Origin of the sequence: Bacillus sp. NP247, from assembly GCF_018966865.1 — a bacterium.
Lineage (GTDB): Bacteria > Bacillota > Bacilli > Bacillales > Bacillaceae_G > Bacillus_A.
Map to the genome: position 1 here is coordinate 3,684,994 of NZ_CP076653.1, position 12,569 is coordinate 3,697,562.

Sequence of the window (12,569 nt, forward strand, 5' to 3'; positions counted from 1 at the left end):
TTAGCGTGTTTTTTTAATGCTGGCGATATCCTACATCCATCAACTTATGAATTTTATAATGTCTCCAAACCGAGAATTTCTTGTGTTTTTAGTCCGAAATTTTATGCAATAAAAAATATCTCGAATTTGAGATAAATTACTTGCTTTTTAATCACTTGAAGTGTAAAGTGATAGTAACGAAAGCGATTGAGTCATATGAAAAACATACACTCACTTGCTTTCGATTTACAAAACAAAGTAACTTATTCAGTAAAAACTAAGATGAATTTACAAAAATATAATGAGAATAAATTGAAAAGCTAAAAACCATATTAGTGGTGGGAAATGTTATTTTTTTAGTTATCACTTGACTAGTAAAATGAAACGGAGGAATTATCAATGTATGAAATTAAAGGGCATCATCACATTTCAATGGTTACAAAAAACGGAAGTGAGAATAACCATTTTTATAAAAACGTGCTTGGTTTACGCCGTGTGAAAATGACGGTAAACCAAGATGATCCATCCATGTATCATTTATTTTACGGAGATAAAACAGGAAGTCCAGGTACTGAACTATCATTTTTTGAAATGCCTTTAGTAGGAAAAACGTACCGTGGTACGAATGCAATTACGCGAATCGGATTACTCGTTCCTTCAGAGGAAAGCTTACATTACTGGAAAGAACGATTTGAGAAATTTGATGTGAAACATAGTGAAATGACAACATATGCAAATCGTCCTGCTTTGCAATTTGAGGATGCGGAAGGTCTTCGTCTCGTGCTACTCGTTTCAAACGGAGAAAAAGTGGAGCACTGGGAAACGTGGGAGAAATCCGAAGTTCCAGCTGAACATCAAATTCAAGGAATGGGTTCAGTGGAAATGACAGTGCGTAGACTTGATAAGCTAGCGAATACATTAACAGATATATTTGGTTATAAAGAAGTTAGCCGAAGCGACGAAGAAGCGATTTTCCAGTCTATTAAAGGAGAAGCCTTCGGAGAAATCGTTGTGAAATATTTAGATGGTCCTACTGAAAAGCCAGGCCGCGGTAGCATTCACCATTTAGCGATTCGCGTGAAAAACAGTGAAGAGCTAGCTTATTGGGAAGAACAGGTGATACAAAAAGGTTTCCATTCTTCAGGCATTATCGACCGTTTCTACTTTAAAAGCTTATACTTCCGTGAATCAAACGGAATTCTATTTGAAATTGCGACAGATGGACCAGGATTTACAGTTGATGGAGATGTAGAGCATTTAGGAGAAAAACTTGATTTACCGCCGTTCTTAGAAGAACAGCGCGCAGAAATTGAAGCAAATTTAGCCCCTATTGAAGAGAAATAATAGAAGAGAAAATATAAAATTTAAAACCATTGGAGGAATATAAAATGAACCAATTAAAAGGAATTCATCACGTTACAGCAATTACAAGTAGTGCAGAAAAGAACTATGAGTTTTTCACTCACGTTTTAGGAATGCGTTTAGTTAAAAAAACAGTAAACCAAGATGATATTCAAACGTATCATTTATTCTTTGCAGATGATAAAGGTAGTGCAGGAACAGATATGACATTCTTTGACTTCCCAGGTGTTCCAAAAGGAGTACACGGTACAAATGAAATTTCAAAAACTTCATTCCGCGTTCCAACTGATGCAGCGTTATCATATTGGGTGAAACGTTTTGACCGTCTTGAAGTGGAACATACAGGAATTAAAGAGCAATTTGGTAAGAAAACTCTTTCTTTCGTTGACTTTGATGATCAACACTATCAATTAATCTCAGATGAATTAGATAACGGGATAGAATCAGGTACACCGTGGCAAAATGGACCAGTTCCATTAGAATATGCAATTACTGGTTTAGGACCTGTATTTATTCGTATCGCGAACTTTAGTTTCTTCAAAGAAGTGTTAGAAAAAGTTCTATTATTTAAAGAGATTGCTCAAGAAGGAGAATTTTATTTATTTGAAGTGAATGAAGGTGGAAACGGTGCATCTGTTATTGTAGAACATAATACGGTTCTTTCTGAAGCACAACAAGGTTTTGGTACAGTGCACCATGCTGCATTCCGCGTAGAAGATCGCGCTGTATTAGAAGAGTGGATTGAGAGAATCGGTAGCGCCCAACTTCCATCATCTGGCTATGTAAATCGTCATTTCTTCGAGTCATTATACGCAAGAGTTGCACCACAAATTTTATTTGAATTTGCAACAGATGGTCCTGGTTTTATGGGAGATGAGCCTTATGAAACGCTTGGAGAGAAATTATCTTTACCTCCGTTCTTAGAGCCAAAGCGTGAAGAAATCGAAAAATTAGTTCGTCCGATTGATACAGTGAGAAGTACTAAGGAATTTATTAAAGAGTAAAAATAGAAATAATAAGTAGAAGAACAAGTAGTTTTAGCGAATCACTGGAACTGCTTGTTTTTTTATTTGGTCTATAAAATTTTCTGAAAAATGTTTCTCAAGTTTTCTAAACAGAAATATTTGGTATAATTCATTTAAATTATAAATTTTCTGACAATTATTTTTCAATACATAGAAAAGAGGTGATAATATACAATTTGAATAATTGTATAAATATCCTAATTTTGTAAGTTTGGAGAAAAGGGGATGCGAAGGTATGGGAACAGATGTAGTAACGAAGGAGCAAATGAAACACTTATTGGATGATTGGTATCATTCAATGTTAAAACAAGATGTTGTTAAAGCAAAAGCGCTAAATGAAGAAATAGAGTCCAAGGTTATCTATATTAAAGAAGATCAGTATGCAGCATTTTATCATGCATTATTAAAATTCCGTTATCATGTGCTAATTGATAGTTTGAGTATTACAAAGAATAGTTTTGATGAAATTGATACTCTTATACTTCCTGATGACGCACTTTTAACACATTATTATTACTTATTCAAAGGTATTCATGCAATGTATATATCAAATTATATTGAGTCACAAAATCACATTGAAGAGGCTGGGAAATCACTTAAACATATAACATCTTCGTTGGAACATGCTGAATTTAATTATAGATTTGCATATCTATCTTATCAAACGTATAAACCATTGATGGCGATTGATCAAATACGTTTAGCAAAAAATGAATATGAAAAACATGCTGGATATGAAGTTTGTATTGCTTTATGTGAGAATATTTTTGCAATGGCTTGTATTGACTTACGACAATTTGAGCAAGCAGAAGAAAGTTTTACAACATCATTGGATGTGTTTCAACAAGTAGGTATTGAACGATTTACATTGATGGTTCGTAATAATTTAGGTTTGATGTATGCCAATCAAAACTTATCAAAACTTGCAATTCGTCACTTATCAGAAGTTACAAGAAAATCTCCAAATCATTTCAGAGCACTATATTTGGAAGCGGATGAATATCTAAAATTAAATGAATATAGTAGAGCTGAACCGCTGATAGAGAAAGGAATATATCTTTGTAATCAGTTGGAAAATCAAGAATATCAATATCGTTTTACGATTTTAAAAGAAATGAGTACAAGTACTGAAGAGCTAGAAAAATCTGTTTTAGCAGGAATTATGTACTTTGAAAAAGAAGAATTATTTGATTGTATTGAAGAATATACAGATCGTTTGGCAGATAGATTTTACAATGAGAACAATCATGAAAAAGCTAGTAAGTATTATCACATAAGTAAAGAGGCTAGACATAAACAAATGAGTAAAGGAGCGTTAAAATAATGAGAAAAATTGTATTTGCAGTGGCAGGGTTTGTGTTTACGTTATCGGTCTTGAGCTCAAATCTATTTAGTAACAATGCACTAAATAAAGGCGACGGAGGAGCACCAGCAAGACCAGACTATGTAAGTATTGGTGACGGTGGAGGAGCACCAGCAGACAATAGAGGCGATGGAGGAGCACCAGTTAACTTCAATAAAGGTGACGGTGGCGGTATTAGCAAGCAAGACTCACACGCTGACCATTTTTAAATTAATTAATAAAGTGAAGGGACCTCATAACGAGGTCCCTTTTCTTTTTGGTCGTAAAAAGAATTGACTTACTTTAAATGTGTAACTATAATAGTTACAAAGTAACCATCACTAATGGCAGTGAGTAATATTTTTTTAATATAATTGTAACTACATTGGTTACAATTAAAATTAATCATAAAACAACCAAATAATGTAAAACCTTTAAATAGCAACATGAGAAAGGAGACGGGGATTTTGAAACGGTTTAAGTTTTATATGATTAGCGGTATTGTTCTTGTTTTATTAATAGTATGTAACTTCGTTGATAAGCCGATTGCGAAGGTTGAAGAAGTGAAAGATACTGTGATGATGAGGCTGAATACGAAAGAGAGTATGGCGCAGATTGATGGGCAGACGATTTATTTTAAGCAAATTGGTGAGGGGAAACCGCCTTTACTTATGCTTCACGGGTTCGGTGGTTCTTCAGATGGGTTTAATGATATTTATCCGGAACTTGTAAAGGACCATACGATTATCGCGGTTGATATTTTAGGATTTGGACGTTCTTCGAAGCCGGTTGATTTTCAGTATTCGTTTCCTGCGCAAGTGAATTTATATTATAAGTTAATGAAGAAACTCGGATACGATCAATTCGCAGTACTTGGTCATTCGATGGGCGGAGAGATGTCTCTAAATTTAGCGTATTTATATCCGGATGCAGTAACGCATCTCGTTTTAGCGGATTCTACAGGGATAGAGTCTTTCCAGCAAAAAGAAAGTTATGAAGTGCCGCCGCTATCAACGGACTTACAAACTGTAACAGAGATTACGGATTATAATAAAAATGAAGTGAAAAATAGTCGCGATGATAAAGAGCATTATGATCAGCTTACGAAAATGAGAGAGCGCCGCATTGCGATGGAAGCAGATAAAATTAAGGTACCGACTTTAATTATATGGGGACGACACGATAAGAGTGTTTCTTGGAAAAATGGTGAACTGTATCATGAGCTATTTGCAAATAGTACGTTCCATATCATTGAAAAAGGATACCACGCACCGTTTCGCCAGGAACCAATAGAGTTTATGGAATATGTACAAGCGTTCTTCGCGAAGAATCCACAATAAAATTTTAAGCATAAATCCACTTCTTTCCTCATAAAGTGAAACTAATAAGGCTTGTCTAAGGAAAGGGATGAACGAAAGTGGAAATTTTACCATGGTGGATTTATCTTGTAATCATTGGGATTGTATTGAGTGGCTACATGGTTTTATATACTTCGAAAAAAGAGCAAGAGATGGATAATGATTTTATCGAAAAAGAAGGCGAAGTATATATGAAGCGCTTAGAAGAAGAACGAGAGAAACGTAATCAGGATAGTGATAAGGATTCGGTACTGCTTTAATAAAAACTTGTAAAGAAGAGAAAGGGATTTCTCTTCTTTTTTATATGTTAGTGTGTTGGATACTCCTTTTTAAATTAAGATAGCATCAAGCTTTAGCGGATTGTTAAGGCAGAACCCCTTGTATCCATAGTCACAGTAACCATCCAAAGTCCAATTCATACACTATGATGGAAGATTTTTACTTAAAAATCGGATGGAAAAGGAGTGTAATGATGAAAAAACGTACTGTTAACGAAGCGGGAGGGAGTATACCACAGCCAATCCGTAGCGATGGAGCTGGTGCGCTTGATTCAGGGCCGCGTAATGTTATGCGGGACATTCAAAATCCGAATATGCTCGTTCCGCCTATAACTGATGCTGGATTAGTTCCTAACTTGAAATTTTCATTCTCAGACACTTCTATGATTTTAAAACACGGTGGGTGGTCTCGGGAGATTACTGTCCGGGAACTTCCGGTTTCGACTACGATTGCTGGTGTAAATATGAGTTTAACGGCCGGAGGAGTACGTGAACTCCATTGGCATAAACAAGCAGAATGGGCATATATGCTTTTAGGAAAGGCACGCATAACTGCCGTTGACCAAGAAGGGCGAAATTTCATTGCTGACGTTGGTCCAGGTGATATTTGGTACTTTCCCCCTGGCATCCCGCATTCGATTCAAGGATTGGAACACTGTGAATTTCTGCTTGTCTTCGATGATGGACATTTTTCTGATCTATCTACTTTATCTATTTCCGACTGGTTTGCACATACGCCAAAAGAAGTTCTATCGGCTAATTTCGGAGTACCAGAAAGTACTTTTAACTCTATTCCTTCAGAGCAAATCTATATTTATCAAGGAGATGTACCGGGTTCGCTTGAGAGTCAGGAAGTCCAGTCACCTGAAGGAGAAATTCCTTTAACCTTCAAGCACGAATTGTTAAAACAAACACCTATCAAGACCCCTGGTGGTAGTGTCCGAATTGTAGACTCTACTAATTTTCCTATTTCAAAAACAATTGCAGCAGCACTAGTTGAAATTGGGCCTGGCGGAATGAGAGAACTTCATTGGCATCCTAACAACGATGAGTGGCAGTATTATCTTACTGGGCAAGGAAGAATGACTGTATTTCTTGGAGATGGTGCAGCTCGTACATTTGATTATAGAGCTGGTGATGTTGGATATGTACCGTTTGCTACCGGACACTATATTCAAAACACTGGTAGCGAAACATTATGGTTTTTAGAGATGTTCAAAAGTAATCTTTTTGAAGATGTATCGTTAAATCAATGGATGGCACTGACTCCTAAAGAAATAGTGGAAAGTAATGTGCATGTTGGCCCGCAATTGATGGATTCCTTACGTAAGCAAAAATGGCCTGTTGTGAAATATCCGGGGTTTTCTTATAAACCGAAAACGGATGAGTAAACATAGATATATGCGTTATTCTTTCTGGAGAACGATAGGAAGGAATGGCGTATTTTTTATGTCTAGTTCTGTCTTTACTAGTATTCGTTATTTGTATTATTGTTCGGGAAATTATTATAGAAGAAAAACATGTGAAATCTGAATGGCATAGAGTATGAAATGGCGCCATTTTAAAGTGTAACGCACAAGTTGCACAGGTTACGCAACGATAACTAGCTTTACTCTTGGTCATTTATTTGACCATACTAGACGTAGAGAGGTGATAAGAACAGTATGATTTTTAGCGAACGTGTAAAAGAAGAAAGGGAAAAAAGAAATTGGTCGCAAAATGATTTGGCTGAAAAACTTCATGTAAGTAGGCAGTCTGTTTCGAAATGGGAAACAGGAAAGAACTATCCGAGCATTGAAATTATTATTCATTTAAGTGATCTGTTCGGTATTACGATTGATGAGTTGCTAAGGAGTGATGAGGAATTGACGCAGAAAGTAATTGAAGACAGTAAACAATTGGCGTATCCAAAATGGAAGGTGTTTTTTGATAGTCTATTTATGATGGGCGTATTTTTGTTTGTTACAAAAATCGGTATATGGATGTTAAATAAGTTTGCCGGAGCCAGCGTTACCATTGTAGCGGATGCACCATATGTGATGAATTTTTTACCTCTCTTATTAATGATTATAGGTGGTACGGTTTCTGATAAGTTGAAGAAAATATATAGGTAAAGGAAAGATTGGAAAGAAATTCTCCACGCTAGCTGTTCTTTTCACTTAAATTGTGTACTATAAAGGATAGGATGATATAAAGAAGGGGACATTTAGAATGGAATTTCATGAGCAAAAGATTTTGCCAGCAGTGAGGCAAATTAAAGATTTGGAAAAGCTATTACATAGTACGTATGAGTATATTGTTATTTTAGATATTCATGTTGGTCAATTGAAGAGTGTTGTGTCACTTGCGAAGCAGCATAATAAAAAAGTATTTTTACATGTGGATTTGATCCATGGATTACAAAGTGATGGGCATGCGACGGAGTTTTTATGTCAGGAATATAAACCGTACGGGTTATTGTCGACAAAGGCGAGCGTAATTATGAAGGCGAAGCAAAAAGGTGTCGTCTCCATTCAACGCATCTTTTTAATTGATTCTAGCGCAATGGAAAAGAGCTGTAATTTGTTAGAAAAGACGAAGCCGGATTATATAGAGGTGCTTCCCGGTGCGTTAACGGGTGTAATCGCTGAGGTGAAAGAGCGTACAGGTGTACCGATTTTAGCAGGTGGTTTTATTCGAACTGTAGAAGACGTTGAAAGAGCGTTAAATGCTGGTGCGACAGCAATTACGACATCGAAAAAAGAATTATGGAAACATTACCAAAAAAAGTGACGAAAATGTGAAAAAATTCTATTGACACCGCTTTCATTAGAGGTTAACATTATAGACAAGTTAATAAACGTGACGGAGAAAAGAAGAGATCCACATTTTATTGTTTCTATATATATATTATAGAAGCATGTAAGCTGTGGATCTTTTTCTTTTGAAAAAAAACGAATGGCCATTCATTTTACCTCTATCACTTTTCGAAAGCATTTAAATTGATTGTGGAGGGATTTTATGTCAGCATTTTTAGGGGAATTAATAGGGACAGCGTTGTTAATCTTACTTGGTGGCGGTGTTTGCGCTGGTGTAAGTTTAAAGAAATCGTTTGCGAAAGATTCTGGTTGGATTGTAATTACAATGGGCTGGGGCTTAGCGGTTGCTATGGCAGCGTATGCAGTTGGATCAATTAGTGGGGCACATTTGAATCCGGCTTTAACGATAGGACTTGCTTTTAAGGGAGCGTTCCCATGGAGTGACGTACCTATGTATATCGCAGCACAAATGATTGGGGCAATTATCGGGGCAGTTCTCGTATATTTACATTACTTACCACACTGGAAAGAAACAGAGGATCCAGGAACAAAGTTAGGTGTATTTGCAACAGGTCCAGCAATTCCGAACACATTTACAAACCTTTTAAGTGAAATGATTGGAACATTCGTTTTAGTATTTGGTATATTAGCAATTGGAGCAAATAAATTTGCAGATGGTTTAAATCCATTTATCGTAGGTTTCTTAATTGTAAGTATTGGTTTATCATTAGGTGGAACAACAGGATACGCAATCAACCCGGCTCGTGATTTAGGTCCGCGTATTGCACACTTCTTCCTTCCGATTGCAGGAAAAGGCGGTTCAAATTGGAAGTATGCATGGATTCCAGTAGTTGGTCCAATTCTAGGTGGATCACTTGCAGGATTATTCCATCAAGTTGTATTTGAAGGGAAACAAAATCCAGCACTTATTTATGTGATTATTACAACTGTGATTGTACTAGCAATCTCTTATATGACAAGTAAAAAAAGTGGAGCTACTACAAATAGTAGAAAAGTAGCATAGGGGGAAACTGATATGAAAAAATATATTCTTTCATTAGACCAAGGAACAACAAGCTCACGCGCAATTCTTTTCAATAAAGAAGGAAAAATCGTTCATTCAGCTCAAAAAGAGTTTACACAACATTTTCCAAAGCCAGGCTGGGTCGAGCATAATGCACAAGAAATTTGGGGATCTATTTTAGCAGTTATCGCAACTTGCTTAAGTGAAGCAGATGTGAAGCCAGAACAAATCGCTGGTATCGGTATTACGAATCAACGCGAAACAGCGGTTGTATGGGATAAAACGACTGGTAAACCAATTTATAACGCAATCGTATGGCAATCTCGTCAAACAGTGGAAATTTGTGATGAGTTAAAAGAAAAAGGTTATAGCGATATGGTTCGTGAAAAAACAGGTCTTTTAATTGACGCATACTTCTCTGGTACGAAAGTAAAATGGATTTTAGATAACGTTGAAGGTGCAAGAGAAAAAGCGGAAAACGGCGAGTTATTATTCGGAACAATTGATACATGGCTTGTATGGAAATTGTCTGGCGGTAAAGCGCACGTAACAGACTACTCAAATGCATCACGCACATTAATGTTTAACATTCACGACTTACAGTGGGATGATGAGCTTCTAGACATGTTAACAGTACCAAAGAGCATGCTTCCAGAAGTACGTCCGTCATCTGAAATATATGGTGAAACAATTGACTATCACTTCTTCGGTCAAAATGTACCGATCGCAGGTGTAGCTGGTGACCAGCAAGCAGCATTATTTGGACAAGCTTGTTTCGGTGAAGGTATGGCGAAAAATACTTACGGAACTGGTTGCTTTATGTTAATGAACACAGGTGAAAAAGCAGTTGCTTCTGAGCATGGCCTATTAACAACAATTGCATGGGGTTTAGATGGTAAAGTAAATTACGCATTAGAAGGAAGTATTTTCGTAGCGGGTTCTGCAATCCAGTGGTTACGTGACGGAATGCGCATGTTTAAAGATGCAAGTGAGAGTGAAGTATACGCTTCACGTGTTGAATCAACTGACGGTGTATACGTTGTACCAGCATTTGTAGGATTAGGTACACCGTACTGGGATAGTGAAGTACGCGGCGCTATGTTTGGCGTAACACGTGGTACGACGAAAGAGCACTTCATTCGTGCAACGCTAGAATCTTTAGCATACCAAACGAAAGATGTATTATGTGCAATGGAAGCTGATTCAGGTATTAAACTGAACACATTACGCGTTGACGGGGGAGCAGTTAAGAATAACTTCTTAATGCAGTTCCAAAGTGATATGTTAGACGTTCCTGTAGAGCGTCCAGTGATCAATGAAACGACAGCTTTAGGTGCAGCATACTTAGCTGGTCTTGCGGTTGGATATTGGAAAAACCAAGACGAAATTAAAGAGCAGTGGCATATGGATAAACGCTTTACACCAGCAATGGAAGCGGAAACAAGCGAAGAGCTATATGCTGGATGGAAAAAAGCAATTGAAGCAACAAAAGCTTTCAAATAATCATAAACAGTGTTATAATGATGACAAGTTAATAATTCGGTAGGAGATTTGGAGAGACCACAACACGCTATAGAGGCGAAATCTATAGCGGAGTTCGTGGTCTCTTTTTTCGTTATCAAAGGGAGGAATTACCATGAAATTTTCAAGTAAACAACGTAAAGACGTATTAAACGGAGTAAATAAACAAGAGTTAGATGTGATCGTAATTGGTGGAGGTATTACTGGTTCTGGTATTGCATTAGATGGGGCAACACGCGGTTTATCAACAATTGTGTTTGAAATGCAGGACTTTGCAGCAGGTACATCAAGTCGTTCAACGAAACTTGTACACGGCGGTTTACGTTATTTAAAACAACTTGAAGTGAAAATGGTAGCAGAGGTGGGGAAAGAGCGTGCGATCGTATATGAGAACGGTCCCCATGTAACAACACCAGAGTGGATGTTACTTCCGTTCCATACAGGCGGTACGTTCGGATCATTCAGTACATCAATTGGTCTTCGTGTATACGACTTCTTAGCAGGTGTAAAACGAAGCGAGCGCAGAAAGATGTTTAACCGTGAAGAAACGCTAAATAAAGAGCCTCTTGTAAAACAAGAAGGACTAAAGGGCGGCGGTTACTACGTAGAATATCGTACAGACGATGCGCGTCTTACAATTGAAGTAATGAAAGAAGCGATTGAGCATGGTGCGAAAGCTGTTAACTACGCAAAAGTAGACAGTTTCTTATATAAAGATGGAAAAGTATGCGGTGTACGTGTAATCGATTTACTAGACGGAGAAGTGTACGAAGTTTACGGTAAGAAAATTGTAAACGCGGCTGGCCCTTGGGTAGATACACTTCGTGAAAAAGATAACTCTAAAAAAGGGAAAGTACTTCAATTATCAAAAGGTGTTCATTTAGTAATTGATCAAAAACGTTTCCCATTAGGCCAAGCGATTTACTTCGATACACCAGATAAACGTATGGTATTCGCGATTCCGCGCGGCGGAAAAACGTACGTAGGTACAACAGATACGTTCTATGATAAAGACGCAGCTGTACCACACATGACAACAGAAGATCGCACATACATCATTAATGCGATTAACTACATGTTCCCAAGCGTGAAAATTACAGAAAAAGATGTGGAATCAAGCTGGGCTGGTGTACGTCCGTTAATTTACGAAGAAGGTAAAAACGCATCTGAAATTTCTCGTAAAGATGAAATTTGGACTTCTGAATCTGGTTTAATTACAATCGCAGGTGGTAAATTAACAGGATACCGCAAAATGGCTGAAATGGTAGTAGACTACGTAACGAATCTATTACAAAAAGAAGGTCATAGTGCATATCCGAAGAGTGACACGAAACATATGCCAATCTCTGGTGGACATGTAAGTGGTTCACACGGATTCTCAGCATTCGTTGCGAAAAAAGCAGGCGAAGGTACGAAATACGGTTTAACGACAGCGCAAGCGGAAGAATTCGCGAAATTCTACGGCTCTAACGTTGACGTACTGTTTGACTTAGCGAAAAAACATAAAGACGAAGCGAAAGAATACAACATGCCGCTAGACGTTCTAATCCCGCTTGTATACGCAATGGATTACGAAATGACAGCAAAACCAGTTGACTTCTTCGTACGCCGCAGAGGTGCTGTATTCTTCAACATCCACTGGGTATACGAGTGGAAAGAAGCGGTAATCAACTATATGGCTGCGAAACTTGGCTGGAGCAAAGAAGAACAAATGAAATACACAGCTGAATTAGAAAAAGCGTTAAGAGACGCTGTAATTCCTGTAGATCAACAAGAACAGGCGGCTGCGTTAGCTTAAAAATAGAGAACCACCTGAAGGGGAGCCTTTAGGTGGTTTTTTGTTTTATTATTTTTATTATATTTGTACAGAGTGTACTGAAAT

General features: G+C 37.4%; 12 protein-coding genes. All 12 read left to right on the forward strand.

Annotated elements, in window-relative coordinates:
- Positions 1-378: 378 nt before the first annotated feature.
- Complete coding sequence (locus KPL75_RS19225; RefSeq protein WP_219917372.1) at positions 379-1,323, forward strand: ring-cleaving dioxygenase; 945 nt, start codon at positions 379-381, stop codon at positions 1,321-1,323.
- 44 nt (positions 1,324-1,367) lie between these two features.
- Positions 1,368-2,345 (forward strand): ring-cleaving dioxygenase, encoded by a 978-nt coding sequence (locus tag KPL75_RS19230; RefSeq protein ID WP_219917373.1) that lies wholly within the window; start codon positions 1,368-1,370, stop codon positions 2,343-2,345.
- A gap of 256 nt (positions 2,346-2,601) precedes the next feature.
- On the forward strand, positions 2,602-3,690 hold the full coding sequence (locus tag KPL75_RS19235; protein ID WP_219917374.1) for a response regulator aspartate phosphatase: 1,089 nt from the start codon (positions 2,602-2,604) through the stop codon (positions 3,688-3,690).
- The gene (locus KPL75_RS19240) at positions 3,690-3,938 is read left to right on the forward strand and encodes a hypothetical protein (protein ID WP_219917375.1); all 249 of its coding nucleotides are present in this window, start codon (positions 3,690-3,692) and stop codon (positions 3,936-3,938) included. Before KPL75_RS19235 ends, KPL75_RS19240 begins: the two co-directional genes overlap by 1 nt.
- Before the next feature lie 237 nt (positions 3,939-4,175).
- Positions 4,176-5,048, forward strand: coding sequence for an alpha/beta fold hydrolase (locus KPL75_RS19245; protein ID WP_002166206.1), 873 nt, complete (start codon positions 4,176-4,178; stop codon positions 5,046-5,048).
- 77 nt (positions 5,049-5,125) lie between these two features.
- Positions 5,126-5,326, forward strand: coding sequence for a sporulation YhaL family protein (locus KPL75_RS19250; protein ID WP_002064098.1), 201 nt, complete (start codon positions 5,126-5,128; stop codon positions 5,324-5,326).
- A 212-nt stretch (positions 5,327-5,538) separates the two neighbouring features.
- The gene (locus tag KPL75_RS19255) at positions 5,539-6,735 is read left to right on the forward strand and encodes an oxalate decarboxylase family bicupin (protein ID WP_219917376.1); all 1,197 of its coding nucleotides are present in this window, start codon (positions 5,539-5,541) and stop codon (positions 6,733-6,735) included.
- 273 nt (positions 6,736-7,008) lie between these two features.
- On the forward strand, positions 7,009-7,458 hold the full coding sequence (locus KPL75_RS19260) for a helix-turn-helix domain-containing protein (RefSeq protein ID WP_219917377.1): 450 nt from the start codon (positions 7,009-7,011) through the stop codon (positions 7,456-7,458).
- Between the two features lie 97 nt (positions 7,459-7,555).
- Positions 7,556-8,116: a glycerol uptake operon antiterminator GlpP gene (gene glpP / locus KPL75_RS19265; protein WP_219917378.1), complete on the forward strand. Its 561-nt coding sequence runs from the start codon at positions 7,556-7,558 to the stop codon at positions 8,114-8,116.
- Between the two features lie 228 nt (positions 8,117-8,344).
- On the forward strand, positions 8,345-9,166 hold the full coding sequence (gene glpF / locus KPL75_RS19270; protein WP_002064105.1) for a glycerol uptake facilitator protein GlpF: 822 nt from the start codon (positions 8,345-8,347) through the stop codon (positions 9,164-9,166).
- Between the two features lie 12 nt (positions 9,167-9,178).
- On the forward strand, positions 9,179-10,669 hold the full coding sequence (gene glpK, locus KPL75_RS19275; RefSeq protein ID WP_144505600.1) for a glycerol kinase GlpK: 1,491 nt from the start codon (positions 9,179-9,181) through the stop codon (positions 10,667-10,669).
- Between the two features lie 133 nt (positions 10,670-10,802).
- Complete coding sequence (gene glpD, locus KPL75_RS19280; RefSeq protein WP_219917379.1) at positions 10,803-12,485, forward strand: aerobic glycerol-3-phosphate dehydrogenase; 1,683 nt, start codon at positions 10,803-10,805, stop codon at positions 12,483-12,485.
- The last annotated feature ends 84 nt before the right edge of the window (positions 12,486-12,569 follow it).

Excerpts from the sequence above, each read along its gene's own strand:
- KPL75_RS19225 (WP_219917372.1), top strand. The coding sequence starts at position 379 with ATGTATGAAATTAAAGGGCATCATCACATTTCAATGGTTACAAAAAAC.
- KPL75_RS19230 (WP_219917373.1), top strand. The coding sequence starts at position 1,368 with ATGAACCAATTAAAAGGAATTCATCACGTTACAGCAATTACAAGTAGT.
- KPL75_RS19235 (WP_219917374.1), top strand. The coding sequence starts at position 2,602 with ATGGGAACAGATGTAGTAACGAAGGAGCAAATGAAACACTTATTGGAT.
- KPL75_RS19240 (WP_219917375.1), top strand. The coding sequence starts at position 3,690 with ATGAGAAAAATTGTATTTGCAGTGGCAGGGTTTGTGTTTACGTTATCG.
- KPL75_RS19255 (WP_219917376.1), top strand. The coding sequence starts at position 5,539 with ATGAAAAAACGTACTGTTAACGAAGCGGGAGGGAGTATACCACAGCCA.
- KPL75_RS19260 (WP_219917377.1), top strand. The coding sequence starts at position 7,009 with ATGATTTTTAGCGAACGTGTAAAAGAAGAAAGGGAAAAAAGAAATTGG.
- glpP (WP_219917378.1), top strand. The coding sequence starts at position 7,556 with ATGGAATTTCATGAGCAAAAGATTTTGCCAGCAGTGAGGCAAATTAAA.
- glpF (WP_002064105.1), top strand. The coding sequence starts at position 8,345 with ATGTCAGCATTTTTAGGGGAATTAATAGGGACAGCGTTGTTAATCTTA.
- glpK (WP_144505600.1), top strand. The coding sequence starts at position 9,179 with ATGAAAAAATATATTCTTTCATTAGACCAAGGAACAACAAGCTCACGC.
- glpD (WP_219917379.1), top strand. The coding sequence starts at position 10,803 with ATGAAATTTTCAAGTAAACAACGTAAAGACGTATTAAACGGAGTAAAT.